This is a genomic window from Polymorphospora sp. A560 (assembly GCF_045781765.1).
In the GTDB taxonomy this organism is placed as follows: Bacteria; Actinomycetota; Actinomycetes; order Mycobacteriales; family Micromonosporaceae; genus Polymorphospora; species Polymorphospora lycopeni.
This window is the reverse complement of record NZ_CP122282.1, coordinates 7,040,697-7,058,029: the sequence shown is the minus strand read 5'-3', so window position 1 is coordinate 7,058,029 and position 17,333 is coordinate 7,040,697. Positions and strand designations below refer to the sequence as shown.

The following is a 17,333-nucleotide window of genomic DNA, read 5'->3' as shown; positions in this document are numbered from 1 at the left end:
GCTCAACCGGACGAATCTCGAGATGGTGATGGTCGGGTCGCTGTCGGCTGGCCGACAGTCCGTCGGGACGGTCAGTCGACCGAACCCTGGAAGAGCGCCGTCCCCATCCGGGCCGCCGGGGTCACCCGGACCTCGATGAGTGACAGGTCGCCGGTCGGGACGCTGAACGTCAGGTCGACCGTCTGCTGCCGGCCCGGCTCGACGACGCCCCGGAAGCCCGGGCCGGCGCCGTCGGCCAGGGTCGCCGGGGTGCGGGCCGCGCCGACGTTCGCGCGTACGACCGCGTCCGACACGTCGAGCGGTTCCGGCCGGCGGTTGGTTATGGTGACCGCGAAGCGTACGGCGGTGGTGTGGCCCGCCCCCGCCGTTCCGGGCAGGACGACCACCGGTTCGCCGGTGGCGACGGTGATCTCCGACGCGAGGGTGAAGGGCTCACCCCCCATCCAGGCGGTCCCCGGCGCGACGGTCAGCGGGATCTCCAGGATGTATCCGGGGGTCGGGCCGGCCGTGCCGGTGGCGGGGCGACCGGCGCCGCAGGCGGCCAACGGCAGCACCAGCATCAGTAGTGCGGTGGCGAGCAACCGGTGACCTGGCACGGACAGCCTTCCCTGGTGGTTAGGGGGGCAGGCCCATCATGCCCGGGAGTGGGAACGCCCTACGGCGGATGCTGGGTTATTTACATGATGTGCACCAGTTTGCCCAGCTCTGCCCGGGAAGCCTGATCGCACTGCTAGAGGCGCTGGCCGGGGACGGCGGGGCGGTCGGGTTCCAGTCGATTGCCACCTGATTCCCAACGGCGGGTGCCGTAATGATCCGATGAGACGTACCCGTGCCTTCGTCGTGGGCCTGCTGGCCGCCGCCACCGCCGTCGTCCTGCCCGCGGTCCCGGCCAACGCGGCGCCCTACTGCGACCGGCCGAACCCGCCGCCCATCTGCAACGAGGATCCCGGCGACCCGCCACCTCCACCCCCGCCGCCGTCGGACAAGAGTCCGGTCGGGGCGCTGGAGTCGTACCAGTACCTCGGCGGCGCGCAACTGCGCGTGTCCGGCTGGGCGTCGGACGCCAACGGCGGCCCGGTACGGGTCCGGATCCGGGCGTACAACTACGACTACGGCCTGTTCTACGCCGACCAGTACCACGCCGGCCGGGGCGGCTGGGTCGGCTTCTCGACCACGGTCCCGATCCCCGGCACGTATGGCACGCACGAGTTCTGCGCCTACGTCGAGAACTACCGCGACTGGACGACGCCGGTCGCGGCGGACCGCCTCCTCGGCTGCCACACCTACAAGGTCGAGCCGCCCGCGCCGACCGACCTGACCCTGTCGGCGTCGACCCACTACACCCAGAGCACGGTCCGGATGAGCTGGCTCGACAACTCCTGGAACGAGCAGCGCTACCAGGTCAGCGTCAACTGGATCCGCACCGTCTACAAGGCGTCCGGCCCGCCGGAGCGGATCCCGGAACGCCGCGACTTCTCCGTGGCGGCCAACCCGGGCAGCGGGCGGGTGTACTTCGACGCCACCGGCCTGCCGGCGAACACGTTCTTCAACGTCATCGTGAACACCGTGCAGGACGGCCGCTTCTCACCGGCCGCGACCGGCAGCGTCAAGTCGCCGGAGTGAGCGAAAGCCGTCGGCCCCCGTCCCGCCACTGCCTCGGCGGGGCGGGGGCCGACCCCTGATCCCGTTCGTCGCTCCGCCGGCCCGTTCGTCGCCGGCCCGGCGGCTCAGTCGTTGGCGTGCAGCGCGGCGTTGAGCTCGATGCCGGTGCCGGTGCGCGGCTTCGCCTCCAGCGCGCCGGTGACCGAGTTGCGCCAGAACAGCAGACCGTCCACACCGGACAGCTCGCGGGCCTTGACCACCCGGCCGTCGGGCAGGAGCAGCTTCGAGGCCGCGGTGATGTAGCAGCCGGCCTCGACCACGCAGTCGTCGCCGAGCGAGATCCCGACGCCGGCGTTCGCGCCGATCAGGCTGCGCTCGCCGATGCTGACCCGGTCCTTGCCACCGCCGGACAGCGTGCCCATGATCGAGGCGCCGCCGCCGATGTCGGAGCCGTCACCGACGACCACCCCGGCCACGATCCGGCCCTCGACCATCGAGGCGCCCAGCGTGCCGGCGTTGAAGTTGCAGAAGCCCTCATGCATCACCGTCGTGCCGGACGCCAGGTGGGCGCCGAGCCGCACCCGGTCGGCGTCGGCGATCCGCACCCCGGACGGCACCACGTAGTCGGTCATCCGGGGGAACTTGTCCACCCCGTACACGGCCAGGTGGCGGCCGGCGGCCCGCTCGACCAGCCGCAGTTCGTCGACCCGGTCCGGCGGGCACGGCCCGGCCGACGTCCAGGCGACGTTGGCCAGCGCCCCGAAGATGCCGTCCAGGTTCAGTTCGTTCGGCCGCACCAGGCGGTGCGAGAGCAGGTGCAACCGCAGGTAAGCGTCGGCGGCGTCCTTGATCGGGTCGGCCAGTGAGCCGATCTCGGTGACCACCACGACCGTACGCAGGCCGGGCAGCGCCCGGTCGCCGGTCGCGCCGGCGAGCCGGCTCTCGTCGGTGTCTGCCGGCCGGGCGCCGAGCCCGAGTAGGCCGGCCGGATACCAGGTGTCGAGCACCTGTCCGTCGGCGGTGGTCGTGGCCAGGCCGATGCCCCAGGCGGGCTGCGTGTTCGTCACGGCCTCGAAGGTACCGTGCGGGGCATGGTGAACCCGCTGACCCCCGAGGTACTGGCCGACCCGGTCGCGCTGACCCGCGCCCTGGTCGACATCGAGTCCGTCTCGCTCGACGAGAAGGAGATCGCCGACCGGGTCGAGGAGGTGCTGCGGTCGCTGCCCCACCTGACCACCCACCGGCACGGGAACACGCTGATGGCGCGTACGGACCTGGGCCGGGCGCAGCGGGTCGTGCTGGCCGGCCACCTCGACACCGTGCCGCTCAACGACAACTTCCCGTCCACGGTCGAGGGCGACCGGATCTACGGCTGCGGGACCAGCGACATGAAGTCCGGGGTCGCGTTCGCGCTCAACCTGGCCGTCACCCTGCCCGAGCCGCGCTACGACGTGACCTACTTCTTCTACGAGGCCGAGGAGATCGAGTCCCGCTACAACGGGCTCAACCTCGTCGCGCAGGCGTACCCGCACTGGCTGGAGGCGGACTTCGCGGTGCTGCTCGAACCGACGTACGGGGTGGTGGAGGCCGGCTGCCAGGGCACCATGCGGGCGACCGTACGGACCCGCGGCCGGCGGGCCCACTCGGCCCGCTCCTGGAAGGGGGTCAACGCGATCCACGCCGCCGGGGCGGTGCTCGACCGGCTGGCCGCCTACGAGGCCCGCACCGTCGAGATCGACGGCTGCACCTACCGCGAAGGGCTCAACGCGGTCCGCATCCACGGCGGTGTGGCCGGCAACGTGGTGCCGGACCTGTGCGAGGTCGAGGTCAACTACCGGTTCGCCCCCGACCGGACGCCCGACGAGGCGCACGCGCACGTACAGGAGGTCTTCGACGGTTTCGAGGTGACGCTGACCGACTCGGCGGCCGGCGCGCTGCCCGGTCTCACCGCCGCCCCGGCGGTGGAGTTCCTGGCCGCGGTCGGCGCGGCCCCGGTCGGCAAGCTCGGCTGGACCGACGTGGCCCGGTTCGCGGCGCTGGGCATCCCGGCGCTCAACTTCGGCCCGGGCGACCCGAACGTGGCCCACGCACCCGACGAGCACGTCGAGATCGGTCTGATCCGCGAGGGAGCCGCCACGCTGCGCCGCTGGCTGGCCTGAACACCGGCCGGCGGCCGGCCCGCGCCGGCGCCCGGTCAGGTCGTGGCCGGGCCGGGCTCCGGATCGTCGGCGCCGTCGGTCCGGCGCGGCGGCCGGGCGACCTCCACCCGGCGCTGGGCCACCACCTCACGGATTCGGCGCTGCATCTCCCGGCGCTGCCGGATGATCTCCGACCGGGTCATGGAGACACCCCGTCCGGTACGCCGCGCTCGCCCTGCGTGCGGTATTCGCTCATGGCGTTCCTCCCCCCGAAGGCCCCGGCGGCGGTGCCGGGGCGCCGCGCATACGCAGTATGTGGAATAAGAGACGCCGCCACCACCGATTTGGTTGCACCCGGTGCGGATCTTTTTCTCTCCACCGCTGGTGGGCGCGTTCATGCCGCCCGGCGCCGCCAACTACCGTGGGCGTCATGAGCGAGCGGAGCGAGCGAATCGGTTGGCCCAGGTCGGCTCATGGCGGCCGCGAGCGGAGCGAGTGGACGGCATGAGCGAGCGAATCCTTCCCGGCGGGCCGGAGTGGCACCGGGGCCCGGTGACCCTGCGCCGTGACGCGATCCCGCGGGCCACCGCCGACCAGGGGCTGCTCGACTCACGTGGCCGGGGCGACTGGAAGACCCGGGACGCCTGGCGGGCGCTGCGCATCCTGTCGGAGTTCGTCGAGGGCTTCGACAGCCTCGCCGACCTGCCGCCCGCGGTCAGCGTCTTCGGCTCGGCCCGCAGCAAGCCCGACAGCCCCGAGTGCCAGCTCGCGGAGCGGCTCGGCGCGGCCCTGGCGCAGGCCGGCTACGCGGTCATCACCGGCGGCGGGCCGGGCGTGATGGCGGCGGCCAACCGGGGCGCGACCGAGGCCGGCGGCCAGTCGGTCGGGCTCGGCATCGAGCTGCCGTTCGAGCAGGGCATCAACGAGTGGGTCGACCTGGGCATCAACTTCCGCTACTTCTTCGCCCGCAAGACCATGTTCGTCAAGTACGCGCAGGCGTTCGTGGTCCTGCCGGGCGGGTTCGGCACCCTCGACGAGATGTTCGAGGCGCTCACCCTGGTGCAGACCGGCAAGGTGACCCGCTTCCCGGTCGTGCTGATGGGCGAGGCGTACTGGCGGGGGCTGCTGGACTGGCTGCGCGACACGCTGGCCGCCGACGGCAAGATCGGGCCGGCCGACCTCGACCTGATCTGCGTGACCGACGACGTGGCGACGGCCGTACGGCACATCGTCGACGCCGACGCGGCGCTCGCCGCCGAGCAGGAGGCGATCCAGGAGACCGCGGCCGCCCAGGTCGAGGCGGCGCGGGCCGAGGCGAAGGCGATTGCCGAGGCGGTCGAGCGGGGGTCGGCGGGGCAGCCGTCGGCGACCGAGCGCCCGGCGGGCCGCTGACCATGGCCGCCATCTGCGTCTTCTGCGCCTCGTCGCGCACCCTGGACCGCCGTTTCCTCGACCTGGCCGACCAGGCCGGGCGGGAGATCGCCCGCCGGGGGCACACGCTGGTCTCCGGCGGCGGCTGTGTCGGCATGATGGGCGCGGTCGCCGACGGCGCCCGGGCCGGCGGTGGCCGTACGGTCGGGGTGATCCCGCAGGCGCTGGTCGACCTGGAGGTCGCCGACACGCACTCCGACGAGCTGGTGATCACGGCCGACATGGCGAGCCGCAAGACCGTCATGATCGACAAATCGGACGCGTTCCTGACCCTGCCCGGCGGCCTCGGCACACTCGACGAACTCTTCGAGGTGTGGACCACCGCGACCCTGGCCATGCACCGCAAGCCGATCGTCCTGGTCGACTCCGACGGCTTCTACGCCGGACTGGTCGACTGGCTGGCCGGCCTGCCGGACCTGCGGTTCGCCAAGGAGGCCGCGATCGACCTGCTGCTCGTCGTCGACTCGGTGCCCGCCGCCCTCGACGCCATCGAGGAGCGTCTCGGCTGAGCCGGCCGGCGGCCCGCCGCGCCACGGGTCCTGGGCCGTCGTGGTGTCGGTGCGTCATGGTGAGATGAGCGGATGCAGGCGTACCGGCTGGTCCGTCGGCCGGCCGAGGCCGCGCCGGCGACTGTCCGTGACCCCGGCCACGAGACGGCCGTCGCCCACGTCGACGGGCCGCTGCTGGTGGTCGGCGGGCCGGGCACCGGCAAGACCAGCACCCTGGTCGAGGCGGTCGCCGCCCGGGTCGCGGAGGGCACCGACCCGGAACGCGTCCTGGTGCTCACCTTCGGCCGGCGGACCGCCACCGCGCTGCGGCACCGGATCGAGGCCCGCATCGTCGGTGCCGCCGGCCGGGTGGTGCACGAACCCCTCGTCCGCACCTTTCCCGCGTACGCGTTCGGGCTGCTGCGCCGGGCCGCCGCCAGCCGGGGCGAACCGTCGCCCCGGCTGCTGACCGGCCCGGAGCAGGACCTGATCATCCGGGAACTGCTCGACGTGGTCGGCCCCGACGAGGACGGCGACGATCCGTACGGCTGGCCGCTGGACCTGCGGCCGGCGCTGCGCACCCGGGCCTTCGCCGGGCAGTTGCGCGACCTGCTGATGCGGGCGGCGGAGCGCGGCGTCGGGCCGGCGCAACTGGCCCGCCTGGGCGAGCAGCTCGACCGCGCCGACTGGCCGGCGGCCGCCCGGTTCCTGCGCGAATACGTCGCCGTGCTGGCCCTGCGCGACGCGACCACCCGCGGTTCGGTCGCCTACGACCCCGCCGAACTGGTCCGGGCCGCCACCGGCCTGCTCGCCGACGATCCCGAACTGCTCGCCGCGGAACGCCGCCGGCTCGCCCACGTCTACGTCGACGAGCTGGCCGACACCGACCCGGCCCAGGTCGAGCTGCTGGCGAGGATCGCCGACGGCGGCCGGTCGCTGGTGGCCTTCGCCGACCCCGACTCGTCGACGTACTCGTTCCGGGGCGCCGACCCGACCATCGTGGCCACGTTTCCGCAGCGGTTCCGCACCGTGTCCGGCGCCCCCGCCGCCACGGTCACCCTGCACACCTCCTACCGGGCCGGTGGCCGGCTGCTCGCCGCCACCAACCGGCTCGCCCGCCGGCTGCGCGGCCCCGCCGGCCACCGGGAGCTGCGCCCGCTGCCCGGCATCCCGCCCGGCTCGGTCGAGGTGCGCACCTTCCGGTCCGCGACCAGCGAGTCGACGTACGTCGCCCACGCGCTGCGCGAGGCACACCTGGTCGACGGCGTGCCGTGGTCGCGGATGGCGGTGATCGTCCGCTCCACCGCCCGCCAACTGCCGTCGCTCCACCGGGCCCTGCACGCCGCCGCCGTTCCCACCGTCGTGCACTCCGAGGACCTGCCGCTGCACCTGCAACCGGCGGTGGCCCCGCTGCTGCTGTTGCTGCGCTGCGCGCTGGAACCGGACCGGCTCGACGAGGAGGCGGCGGTGGCGCTGCTGCACTCGCCGCTGGGCGGCGCGGACCCGCTCGCCGAGCGGCGGCTGCGCCAGGGGCTGCGGGCCCTCGCGCTGGCCGCCGGCGACCGGCGGCCCTCCGGCGAGCTGCTGGTCGAGGCGCTGCGCGACCCGACCGAGCTGGTCGCGGTCGAGCGCCGCTGGGCGGCGCCGGCACAGACGGTCGCCGCCCTGCTCGGCACCGCGCGCGAGGCCGCCGCCGCACCCGGGGCGACCGCCGAGGACGTGCTGTGGGCGGTGTGGCGGGCCACCGGGCTCGCCGAGCGGTGGCACGGGCTCACCTCGCGCGGCCCGGTGACGCCCGGCGAGCCGGACACCGTACCCCGGATGCGGGCCGCGGCCGCCGACCGCGACCTCGACGCGGTCGTGGTGCTGTTCGACACCGCGGCCCGGTTCGTCGACCGGCTGCCCGGGGCCCGCATCGAGGTCTTCCTCGACCACGTGCTCGGCCAGCAGCTGCCGGCCGACACGCTCGCCCCGAGCGCCGACCGCGGCGAGGCCGTACGCCTGCTGACCGCCCACGCGGCCAAGGGACTGGAGTGGGACCTCGTGGTCGTCGCCGGGGTGCAGGAGGGGGTCTGGCCCGACCTGCGGTTGCGCGGCAGCCTGCTCGGCTCGGAGCGGCTGGTCGACGTGCTCGCCGGCCGGGCCGCCGGAGCCGGCACCGCGGCCGCGATGGCCGGGCAGTCGGCGGCCATGCTCGCCGAGGAGCGCCGCCTCTTCCACGTCGCGGCGACCCGGGCCCGGCGGCGGCTGCTGGTCACCGCGGTCGCCTCCGCCGGGGCCGGCGGCGGCGCGGACTACGAGGAACAGCCGAGCCGTTTCCTCTACGAGCTGGGCGCCGGCACCGTGGACCCGCCGACCGGCGACGGTTCTGGCGGTGCCGGCCCGCGTGGCGACGGGCCGGACGACGACGGGTCGGCCGGGTCCGGCGCGGCCGGGGACGGTCCGGGCGGGCCGGGGCCGGGCGGGGACGGTGCGGGCGGACCCGGGCCGGACGGCGACGGGCTGCCCGGCGACGGGCCGGACGGGGCCGGTGCCGGCGGGGCGGACGACGATCCGGTGGAGCTGCCGGTCAGCCGGCCGCCCCGGGCGCTCACCCTGGCGGCGCTGGTCGCCGAGCTGCGTACCGCGGTCACCGATCCTTCGACGGCGCCGGACCGGCGGCGGGCCGCCGCCGCCGAACTGGCCCGGCTCGCCGCCGCCGGCGTGCGCGGCGCGCATCCGGACGACTGGTGGGGGCTGCGCGCGCTCTCCGACGACCGGCCACTCGTCGACGAGGGCGAACCGGTGAAGGTCACCCCGTCCTCCATGGAGAGTGCGCTGCGGTGCAGCCTGCGCTGGCTGCTGGAGAAGCACGGCGGAAGCGCGCCGGCCGGGGCCGCGCAGGGCGTCGGCAACCTGGTGCACGCCGCGGCGATGCTCGCCGAGGACGCCACCGCCGACCGGGCGCAGCTCCTGGAGTACGTCGCCGCCCGGTTCGACGCCATCGACCTGGCCGCCCGGTGGATGGCCGGCCCGGAGCTGACCCGTGCCGAGGCGATGGTCGACAAGCTGCTGCGCTGGCTCGCCGGCAACCCCCGGCGGCTGCTGGCGATCGAGCACGAGTTCGCCGTACGCCTCGACGACCCGACCCGTCCGGTGGACCTGACCGGCCGGGTCGACCGGCTGGAGGTCGACGCCGACGGGCGGCTGGTCGTCATCGACCTGAAGACCGGCAAGTCGACCTCGGTGACCGCCGCCGAGTTGGCCGAGCATCCGCAGCTCGGCGCCTACCAGGCGGCGGTCGAGGCGGGCGCGTTCGCCGAGTTCGGCGACGAGGCCGGGGGAGCCGCCCTGGTCCAGCTCGGTACGTCCACGAAGGATGCCCGGGAGCAGGGCCAGGAGGCGGTCGGCGAGGCCGAGGACGCCGGCTGGGCGCGGGCGATGGTGCGCCGTACGGCCGAGACGATGGCGGCCTCGACGTTCTCCGCGGTGGCCAACTCGAAGTGCCGGGTCTGCCCGGTGCGGACGAGCTGCCCGGTCTCCGGCAAGGGCCGCCAGGTGGTCGAGCCCCCGACCCCACGCAAGCCGGAGACCAACCCGTGACCGAGCGGAGCGAGGGAGCCATCAGGCGCAGGTTCGTACGCGGTGGTGCCGAGCGGAGCGAGGGGGCCGTGACCGAGCGGAGCGAGGGAGCCATCAGGCGCAGGTTCATACACGGTGGCGCCGAGCGGAGCGAGGTGATGCCGTGACCCAGCCTTCGTTGTTCGCGGCGGCGCCGGCGCCCCGGCGGGCGCCCGACGCCGGCCCCCGTTACACCCCGCTCGAACTGGCCCGGCTGCTCGGGCAGCGGCACGCCCCGACCCTGGAACAGTCGGAGATCATCGCCGCGCCGGTCGAGCCGCTGCTGGTCGTCGCCGGTGCGGGGTCGGGCAAGACGGAGACGATGGCGGCCCGGGTGGTCTGGCTGGTGGCCAACGACTACGTGCGGCCGGAGCAGATCCTCGGCCTCACCTTCACCCGGAAGGCCGCGGGTGAGCTGGCCCACCGGGTGCGTACCAGGTTGGGGCAGTTGGTCCGCCGGCTCGGCCGGGAGGGGCGGGATCCGGCCCGGGATCTGCTCGGCGGCGAGCCGACGGTGGCCACCTACCACTCGTACGCGGCGCGGGTGGTCGGCGAGCACGGGCTGCGGGCCGGCTACGAGCCGTCGACGCGGCTGCTCACCGAGGCGTCCCGCTGGCAGATCGTGGACATGGTGGTCCGCAACCACGACGGCGACATGTCCGATGTGGACAGGATGCCGAGCACGGTCACCGACGCCGTACTCGCGCTCGCCGGCGAGCTGGCCGAGCATCTGGTCACCCCGGACGAGCTGGCCGCCTGGACCGGGCGCTTCTTCGCCGACGTGCAGGATCCGCCGGGCAAGGTCTACGCCGACGTACGCAGGTCGCTGGCCGTCCAGCAGTTGCGGCTCCGCCTGCTTCCGCTGGTCCGCGCCTACGAGCAACGCAAGCAGGACTTCGAGGCGATGGACTTCGGCGACCAGATGGCGCGGGCCGCCCGGGTCGCCCGCGACCACCCGGAGGTCGGCGCGATCGAGCGGGAGCGGTTCCGGGTGGTGCTGCTCGACGAGTACCAGGACACCAGCCATGCCCAGGTGGTGCTGCTGCGGTCGCTGTTCGGCGGTGGTCATCCGGTCACCGCGGTCGGCGACCCGTGCCAGTCGATCTACGGTTGGCGGGGGGCGAGCGCGGGCACCCTCGACCGGTTCCCCGGTGACTTCGCGACCGCCGACGGCCGTCCGGCGCGTACGTTGACGCTGACCACGAGCTGGCGCAACCGGCCCGAGATCCTCGGCGTGGCCAACTCGCTGTCCGCCCCGCTGCGGGTCGCCGGGGCCCGGGTCGCCGAGCTGGCGCCCGCGTTCCGGGTCGACGAGCCGATCGTGGGCAGGACCGCCCGGGGCCGGCCGGGCCGCACCGTCCACTGTGCGCTGACCGAGACCTACGTCGACGAGGCGGCCTGGATCGCCGACGGCATGCTGGCCGCCTGGCGGGGCGCGGCCGGGATGCCGGACGCGTTGCCCGAGCACATTCCGCTCGACCGCCGGCCGACGAGCGCCGTACTGGTGCGGCTGCGCAGCCAGATCCCGCCGATCGAGGCGGCGCTGCGCGCGCGTGGCCTGCCGGTCGAGGTGGTCGGTCTCGGCGGCCTGCTGGACACCCCCGAGGTACGCGACGTCGTCTGCACGCTGCGGGTGCTGGCCGATCCGACCGACGGCCCGGCCCTGTTGCGGCTGCTCACCGGTGCCCGCTGGCGGATCGGTCCGCGCGACCTGGTGGCGCTGCACCGGCGGGCCAAGGTGATCTCGGCCGCCCGCCGCGAGCTTTCCCGGGCCGACGGCGAGCCGGAGATCGTGACCGACCGCCTCGACGACGCGACCCTGGTCGAGGCGGTGGCCGACCTCGGGCCGGCGCAGACCTACTCGGCGGAGGGGTATGCCCGGCTGCGGGCGTACGGCCGGGAACTCGCCCTGCTGCGCCAGCGGCTCGACCAGCCGTTGCCCGACCTGATCGCCGACGTCGAGCGGACCATCGGGCTCGACGTCGAGGTGGCCGTACGCGCCGGTGCCGGCCGGGGCGGTGACGCCGGGCTGGCCCGTGGCCATCTCGACGCGTTGGGCGACGTCGCGGCCCGGTTCACCAGCGACACCGACGGCGCGGCGCTGCCCGGCTTCCTGGCGTTCGTCGCGGCGGCCGAGGACGAGGAGCGCGGGCTGGCTCCCGGTGAGGTCGAGGTGGTCGAGGGGGCGGTGCAGATCCTGACCGCCCACGCCGCCAAGGGGCTGGAGTGGGACGTGGTCTCGGTGGCCGGGCTGACCCGGGGGGTGTGGCCGGGCCAGGTCCGCGCCTCCGACCACCATCTCGCCGGGCTCGGCGTGCTGCCGTTCCCGCTGCGTGGCGACGCCGACGGGCTGCCCCGGCTCGATCTCGACGGCGTGCGGGACCAGCGGGCGGTGCACGCGGCGTTCGGCGAGTTCCAGCGGAGCTGGCAGGAGCACGACGAGCGGGAGGAGCGGCGGCTGGCGTACGTCGCCGTCACCCGGCCCCGGCGGCTGCTGCTCTGTTCCGGTTTCTGGTGGGGGGACGGGGTGCGCAGGGCACGTGGTCCCTCGGTGTTCCTCGACGAGATCCAGGAGCGCTGCCGGGCCGGTGACGGCGTGGTCGACGAGTGGGCGCCGGAGCCGGCGGGGGACGCGGTCAACCCGACCACGGAGATGGTGCTGCGGGCCGAGTGGCCGGCCGATCCGCTGGGTGCCCGCCGGCCGGCGATGGCGGAGGCCGCCGCACTGGTCCGGCGGCTGATGATCGAGGAGGCCCCCGCCGGGGACGTGCCGGCGGCGCCCGGGCCGGATGCTGCCGGGGTCGAGGAGCCCGGTCCGCCGGGCGTACCGGGTGCGGGTGAACCCGACGGTGGGGGCGACCCCGTCGTGCGGCGGTGGCGGCGGGAGGTCGGCATGCTGCTGGCCGAGCGGGAGCGGCTGTCCGGCGCCGGCTCGCGGGAGGTGGCACTGCCCGGCCACCTGTCGGTGTCGCAACTGGTGGCGCTGCGGCGCGACCCGCAGGCGCTGGCCCGCCGGCTGCGCCGGCCGATGCCGGCCCGACCCGACCCGTACGCCCGCCGGGGCACCGCCTTCCATGCCTGGCTGGAGCAGCGGTTCGGGGCCGGCCGGCTGTTCGACGTCGACGACCTGCCCGGTGCGGCCGACGAGGACGCCGCCCCCGACGAGGCGCTGGAGTTGTTGCGGCAGCGGTTCCTGGAGAGCGGGTGGGCCGACCGGGTGCCGTACGAGGTCGAGGTGCCGTTCGCCACGGTCGTCGCCGGGGTGGTCGTACGCGGCCGGATGGACGCCGTCTACGCCGACCCGGGCGGCCGCTACGACGTGGTCGACTGGAAGACCGGCCGCCAGCCGACGGGTGCCGAGGCAGCCGCCGCGGCGGTGCAGTTGGCGGCCTACCGGCTGGCCTGGGCGGAACTCGCCGGAGTGCCGGTCGAGCACGTCCGCGCGGCGTTCCACTATGTACGCGACGGGGTGACGGTGCGGCCGGCGGACCTGCTCGACGCGGCGGGGCTGACCGAACTCGTCGCCTCCGTGCCCGAGGCCACATCGTGACCTTCGCCGGGATCTGCCAGCATTGCCGTTTGTTGCGTGTTAGGCTGCGGACGTTGCTGCTTTGGTTCCCATGACCATGTTGATTGGTCCCAGCTCTGTGCGCGCCCGTGGGATTGCGACCGCGGGCGCCATTTGTTGTGTCCGGAGTTTCCGGCGGGGCGATCACGACCGCGACGACAATCCGCGCGTCCGGCGCGGACAAACACATCGGATCCCGCAACCGTGCGGGGCCGACCGTTCCGTCAAAGGAGACGAGACACAAATGGCAATTGGCACTGTCAAGTGGTTCAACGCCGACAAGGGCTTCGGGTTCATCACCCCCGACGGCGGCGGCGCCGACGTCTTCGCCCACTTCTCGGCGATCCAGAGCTCGGGCTACCGCAGCCTCGACGAGAACCAGCGCGTCGAGTTCGACGTGACCCAGGGTCAGAAGGGCCCGCAGGCGGAGAACATCCGCCCGCTCTGAGTGGCTCTGTCGACCGGCCCGCGCCATCGGCGCGGGCCGGTCGTGTATTGGAGTCGATTACGCAGCGTGACCGCCGGGTGGCGTCCGTGCCGCGTCTTTCTAAGGAATTCACCGAATCGCGTCTGATCGGCGACTGCATCCGGCACTCCGGTACGTAATGCTGTGAACTGGGGGATTCATCGGCGACCGGGGGGTGCCGATGACCGGGACAGGCGGTGGGGGAGGACGTGTGGAGGCGGGTGTCGGCACCGGTGCGGTGCGGGAAATCCTGGTGGTCGTGGGGGTTGCGGTGGGAGGTCTGCTACTCGCCGTAGTCGCAGCGTTCGCGCCCTGGTACAACGTGTCGGCCGGTCCCGGCGAGACGGAGGTCGTCGAGATGCGCGCGCCGGCCGGGCGCGTCGTCGGCGATCTGGCCACCTCGCCCGACGCCGGCTGAGGCGACCCGGCGGGTGGGGTTCGCGGCCGGGTGTTTCACTAGTGGAGATGTCCGCAGAGCCCCCGCCGCCGCAGCAGCCCCGATCCTCGTCGGGGCCGGACTGGTCGGCGGGTGCGGTCACCCGGCTGACCGTCCCGGCGCAGGCGCCGCCGTCGCCGCCACCACCACCGGCCGACCGCAGCGGGGCTGATCGGCGCCGGCTGTGGCTCTTCGGTGGTGCAGCCGCCGCGGTGCTGGTCGTCGGCCTCGTCGTGGTCCTGGTGATGGCGCTGTCGGGCAACCCGGATCCGTTCCGCCCGGACCCCGGTCCGGTTGTCGATGCCCGGCCGCCGCTGGCCAAGCTCTGTCCGGCGCCGACCGGATCGCCGCCGGCCGATCCGGCTCCCGCCGAACCGCTTCCGCCGGTGATCGGGAACCGGACCGTCGACACCGAGGCCGGTATCTCCTATCGGGCCTACGACGCGCCGTGGCAGCCGTGGAACACGGTGTGGAGCGCCGGCTCGCTGGAGGTGCCGTACAAGGTCGGTCAGCACTTCGTCACCGAGCGGCAGTACAACGGGTTCAGCGACTACCACGCCTCGATCCTGTCGGCGGCGGTGCCTGCGGCCGACAACGACGCCCTGTCGGTCAACATCGAGTGTGTCGGCCGGCAGGTGGCCGCCGACGTCCGGGCGGAGTACTACCCGCAGCCCAACCGGATGGAGATGATCCGCGACGAGCGGGCCGTCGTCGGTGGCCGGCCGGCGTGGGTGACGGTGTTCCGGCTGCACTTCACCCAGCCCGGCCTGCGGGCCACGAACGAGTTGGCCGCGGTGGCCCTGATCGACGTCGGCCGGCCGACCGCCGCGATCCTCTACATCTCGATCCCCGGCACCCACCGGCAGTACGACTACGTGGTCGACGACGCGCTCGCCTCGGTCCGCCCGCTCTGACGCCCTGCCCTGTCCCGGTGGAGGCTGGCGTTCAAGGCCCTCATTTCCTATCGTGCTTGTAGGAGTTCGGGTGGGCTCCCGGCGAGGGGGGACACGATGGCGGAGACGGTGGCGGTCGTCGGCGGTGGTTGCAGCGGCGTGCTGGTCACCCGGGAACTGTTGCGATGTACCACCGGCAGGGTGCTGCTGGTCGACCCGGCCGACGCACCCGGCCGCGGGCTGGCGTACGGCCCCGCCCACCCCTGGCATCTGCTGAACTCCCGGGTCGGGGCGATGAGTGCCGACCCTGACTCCGGCACCGACTTCCTCGACTGGTGCCGGCGCCGGCACCCGGCCGTCGGCCCCGACGACTTCGTGCCCCGGGAGTGGTTCGGCGACTATCTGCAGGAGACGCTGCGGGACGCCACCACGGTGAGCGGCGGCCGGCTGCGGGTGCACCGGGCCAGGGTCACCCGCATCACCACGGGCGACGGCCCACCGGACACCGCGCGGGTGTCGAGGGTCGGGCTGGAACTCGACGACGGCGGTCGGCTGCACGCCGACCGGGTCGTGCTCGCCATCGGGCATGCCGCGCCGGCCGACCCGTGCCGGATCGACCCCGCCGTCCGGGACCACCCGGGCTACATCGCCGACCCCTGGCGTCCGGCGGCGCTCGCCGGGGTACCCGTCGACCGGCCGGTGCTACTCGTCGGCACCGGGCTGACCGCGATCGACGTGACGCTCAGCCTGATCCGGGCCGGGCATCGCGGACCGATCGTCGCGGTGTCCCGGCACGGTCTGCTGCCCCGGATGCACCGCCGGCGCGGCATGCCGTTCCGCCCGCCCGCGACGCTGCCCGAGACCGCTCCGTCGCTGCGTGGCCTGGTCCGCCAGTTGCGCGCGCAGGTCGCCGGCGGCGCCGACTGGCGGGCGGTGGTCGACGGGCTGCGGCCGCGGCTCGACGCCCTGTGGGCGGACCTGCCGGCCGACGACCGCGACCGGTTCCTGCGCCACCTGGCCCGGCACTGGGAGGTGCACCGGCACCGGATGGCGCCGGCCGTCGCCGACGAGGTGGCCCGGCTACGCGTCGCGGGCCGGCTTGAGGTGCGGTCCGCCGCCGTGCGCGGGGTGGCCGCGCATCCCGACGGTGGCCTGCTGGTCGCCCTCGATCCCGGCTACGACCGCGTCCCCTTCGGCGCGGTGGTCAACTGCACCGGACCGGGGGCGCTGCCCGGCTCGACCGACCGGTTGGTCGGCGCGCTGATCGCCGACGGGGTGGCCCGACCGGGGCCGTACGGTCTCGGGCTGGACGTCGACGACGACGGTGCGGTGGTGGGCCGCGACGGGCGTCCGGTACTTCCACTATGGACGTTGGGTCCGCCGAGGCGGGGCCGGTTCTTCGAGACCACGGCCGTACCCGAGATCCGGGCCCAGGCCCGCGAGCTGGCGGTGCGGCTGGCCGCCGGTGCCGGCGCCGGGCGGACCACCGGCCAGGTGGCCGTGCCGGCGTGAGATCCGGCGCTACCGGATATCCCTATTTAACTGGTAGACATGATCGGCTGGCGGTCGTCAGCGAGGCACCGGCGGCGAGAGGCGGCGCGATGACCTTCCACTGGTTCCTTCCCACGTCCGGTGACAGCGACCAGGTCGGCGCGGCGACGGTCACCACCGGAGCCGCCCGGCACGACCGGACGGCGACGGTCGAATACCTCGGCGCGGTCGCCCGGGCCGCCGAGCAGGCCGGCTTCGCCGCCGCGTTGACGCCGGTCGGCTCCGGCTGCCCCGACCCGTGGATCGTGTGCAGCGCGGTCGCCCAGCACACGACGACGCTGCGGATGCTGGTCGCCGTACGGGCCGGGTTCGCCCTGCCGACCCTCGTCGCGCAACAGGCCCAGGCGTTCCAGGCGATCTCCGGCGGCCGGCTGGCGATCAACATCGTGACCGGCGGCGACCCGGCCGAGCAGCGGGCGTACGGCGACTTCCTGGACCATTCGGCCCGCTACGCGCGTACCGCCGAGTTTCTCCAGGTGTTACGCCTGGCCTGGGCCGGGCGACCGTTCGACCACAGCGGTGAGCACTACCGGGTGGAGGCCGGCGGGCTGGCGGTGCCGCTCACCGACCCGCCGCCGATCTACTTCGGCGGCGCGTCCCCGGCGGCCGAGGCGGTGGCGGCCCGGTTCGCCGACGTGCAGCTGATGTGGGGCGAGCCACCGGCGGCCATCGCCCACCGGGTGGAGCGGATCCGGCGGCTGGCCGCCGGACACGGACGTACCCTGCGCACCGGCATCCGGCTGCACGTCATCGCCCGGGAGACCGCGGCGGAGGCGTGGGCCGAGGCGGACCGGCTGCTGGCCGGCATGGACGCCGACCGGATCGCCGCCGCGCAGGCCCGGTTCGCCCGGATGGACTCGGTCGGTCAGGCCCGGATGACGGCCCTCAACGAGGGCACGACCACCGGGCTGACCATCGCGCCGAACCTCTGGGCCGGCGTCGGCCTGGTCCGCGAGGGCGCGGGCACCGCGCTCGTGGGCAGCTACGACGAGGTCGCCGCCCGGATCGACGAGTACGCCGCGCTCGGGGTGGACGAGTTCGTCCTGTCCGCCTGGCCGCACCTGGAGGAGGCCGTACGGGTCGGCCGGCACGTGCTGCCGCGCACCGCCGCCGGTCGGGCCGCCGCGACCCGAGTCGCGGTCTCGGCCGCGACATGACGC

14 protein-coding genes are annotated in these 17,333 nt (G+C 74.4%); 11 read left to right on the top strand and 3 right to left on the bottom strand.

Annotated elements, in window-relative coordinates; all coding sequences use genetic code 11:
* Positions 1-71 precede the first annotated feature (71 nt).
* Positions 72-596 carry a hypothetical protein gene (locus tag QCD66_RS31755; RefSeq protein ID WP_375732874.1) on the bottom strand — a complete coding sequence of 175 codons (525 nt, stop codon included), beginning with the start codon at positions 594-596 and terminating at the stop codon, positions 72-74.
* 220 nt (positions 597-816) lie between these two features.
* Between QCD66_RS31755 and QCD66_RS31750 the strand changes: the two genes are divergently transcribed.
* Positions 817-1,623, top strand: a complete 807-nt coding sequence (locus QCD66_RS31750; RefSeq protein WP_364222029.1) for a hypothetical protein — start codon at positions 817-819, stop codon at positions 1,621-1,623.
* Between the two features lie 104 nt (positions 1,624-1,727).
* Here the strand turns inward: QCD66_RS31750 and dapD are convergent, their stop codons facing one another.
* Complete coding sequence (dapD, locus tag QCD66_RS31745) at positions 1,728-2,669, bottom strand: 2,3,4,5-tetrahydropyridine-2,6-dicarboxylate N-succinyltransferase (RefSeq protein ID WP_375732873.1); 942 nt, start codon at positions 2,667-2,669, stop codon at positions 1,728-1,730.
* Positions 2,670-2,693: 24 nt separating this feature from the next.
* Between dapD and dapE the strand changes: the two genes are divergently transcribed.
* Complete coding sequence (dapE, locus tag QCD66_RS31740) at positions 2,694-3,761, top strand: succinyl-diaminopimelate desuccinylase (protein ID WP_375732872.1); 1,068 nt, start codon at positions 2,694-2,696, stop codon at positions 3,759-3,761.
* 35 nt (positions 3,762-3,796) lie between these two features.
* Here dapE and QCD66_RS31735 read toward each other — a convergent pair whose 3' ends face one another.
* Complete coding sequence (locus tag QCD66_RS31735; protein ID WP_357533312.1) at positions 3,797-3,943, bottom strand: hypothetical protein; 147 nt, start codon at positions 3,941-3,943, stop codon at positions 3,797-3,799.
* Between the two features lie 301 nt (positions 3,944-4,244).
* Here QCD66_RS31735 and QCD66_RS31730 point away from each other — a divergent pair, with 301 nt between their 5' ends.
* From QCD66_RS31730 to QCD66_RS31690, 9 genes are all read left to right on the top strand, one after another.
* Entirely contained in the window at positions 4,245-5,132 is an 888-nt protein-coding gene (locus QCD66_RS31730) for a TIGR00730 family Rossman fold protein (protein WP_375732871.1), read from the top strand.
* 2 nt (positions 5,133-5,134) lie between these two features.
* Positions 5,135-5,680: a TIGR00730 family Rossman fold protein gene (locus QCD66_RS31725; RefSeq protein ID WP_357533309.1), complete on the top strand. Its 546-nt coding sequence runs from the start codon at positions 5,135-5,137 to the stop codon at positions 5,678-5,680.
* Between the two features lie 72 nt (positions 5,681-5,752).
* Positions 5,753-9,241 carry an ATP-dependent helicase gene (locus QCD66_RS31720; protein ID WP_407566903.1) on the top strand — a complete coding sequence of 1,163 codons (3,489 nt, stop codon included), beginning with the start codon at positions 5,753-5,755 and terminating at the stop codon, positions 9,239-9,241.
* Positions 9,242-9,383: 142 nt separating this feature from the next.
* On the top strand, positions 9,384-12,809 hold the full coding sequence (locus tag QCD66_RS31715; RefSeq protein WP_407566902.1) for a UvrD-helicase domain-containing protein: 3,426 nt from the start codon (positions 9,384-9,386) through the stop codon (positions 12,807-12,809).
* Between the two features lie 262 nt (positions 12,810-13,071).
* Positions 13,072-13,275 carry a cold-shock protein gene (locus QCD66_RS31710; RefSeq protein WP_091595283.1) on the top strand — a complete coding sequence of 68 codons (204 nt, stop codon included), beginning with the start codon at positions 13,072-13,074 and terminating at the stop codon, positions 13,273-13,275.
* A gap of 229 nt (positions 13,276-13,504) precedes the next feature.
* A complete protein-coding gene (locus QCD66_RS31705) occupies positions 13,505-13,711 on the top strand; it encodes a hypothetical protein (RefSeq protein ID WP_357533304.1) in 207 nt (68 codons plus the stop codon).
* Between the two features lie 47 nt (positions 13,712-13,758).
* Positions 13,759-14,643, top strand: coding sequence for a hypothetical protein (locus QCD66_RS31700; protein ID WP_375736572.1), 885 nt, complete (start codon positions 13,759-13,761; stop codon positions 14,641-14,643).
* Between the two features lie 96 nt (positions 14,644-14,739).
* Positions 14,740-16,134 carry an FAD/NAD(P)-binding protein gene (locus QCD66_RS31695; RefSeq protein ID WP_375736571.1) on the top strand — a complete coding sequence of 465 codons (1,395 nt, stop codon included), beginning with the start codon at positions 14,740-14,742 and terminating at the stop codon, positions 16,132-16,134.
* 89 nt (positions 16,135-16,223) lie between these two features.
* Positions 16,224-17,330, top strand: coding sequence for an LLM class flavin-dependent oxidoreductase (locus tag QCD66_RS31690; RefSeq protein ID WP_375736570.1), 1,107 nt, complete (start codon positions 16,224-16,226; stop codon positions 17,328-17,330).
* The last annotated feature ends 3 nt before the right edge of the window (positions 17,331-17,333 follow it).

Excerpts from the sequence above, each read along its gene's own strand:
- QCD66_RS31710 (WP_091595283.1), top strand. The coding sequence starts at position 13,072 with ATGGCAATTGGCACTGTCAAGTGGTTCAACGCCGACAAGGGCTTCGGG.
- QCD66_RS31750 (WP_364222029.1), top strand. The coding sequence starts at position 817 with ATGAGACGTACCCGTGCCTTCGTCGTGGGCCTGCTGGCCGCCGCCACC.
- QCD66_RS31695 (WP_375736571.1), top strand. The coding sequence starts at position 14,740 with ATGGCGGAGACGGTGGCGGTCGTCGGCGGTGGTTGCAGCGGCGTGCTG.
- QCD66_RS31720 (WP_407566903.1), top strand. The coding sequence starts at position 5,753 with ATGCAGGCGTACCGGCTGGTCCGTCGGCCGGCCGAGGCCGCGCCGGCG.
- QCD66_RS31735 (WP_357533312.1), bottom strand. The coding sequence starts at position 3,943 with ATGACCCGGTCGGAGATCATCCGGCAGCGCCGGGAGATGCAGCGCCGA.
- QCD66_RS31690 (WP_375736570.1), top strand. The coding sequence starts at position 16,224 with ATGACCTTCCACTGGTTCCTTCCCACGTCCGGTGACAGCGACCAGGTC.
- QCD66_RS31700 (WP_375736572.1), top strand. The coding sequence starts at position 13,759 with ATGTCCGCAGAGCCCCCGCCGCCGCAGCAGCCCCGATCCTCGTCGGGG.
- QCD66_RS31730 (WP_375732871.1), top strand. The coding sequence starts at position 4,245 with ATGAGCGAGCGAATCCTTCCCGGCGGGCCGGAGTGGCACCGGGGCCCG.
- QCD66_RS31725 (WP_357533309.1), top strand. The coding sequence starts at position 5,135 with ATGGCCGCCATCTGCGTCTTCTGCGCCTCGTCGCGCACCCTGGACCGC.
- dapE (WP_375732872.1), top strand. The coding sequence starts at position 2,694 with ATGGTGAACCCGCTGACCCCCGAGGTACTGGCCGACCCGGTCGCGCTG.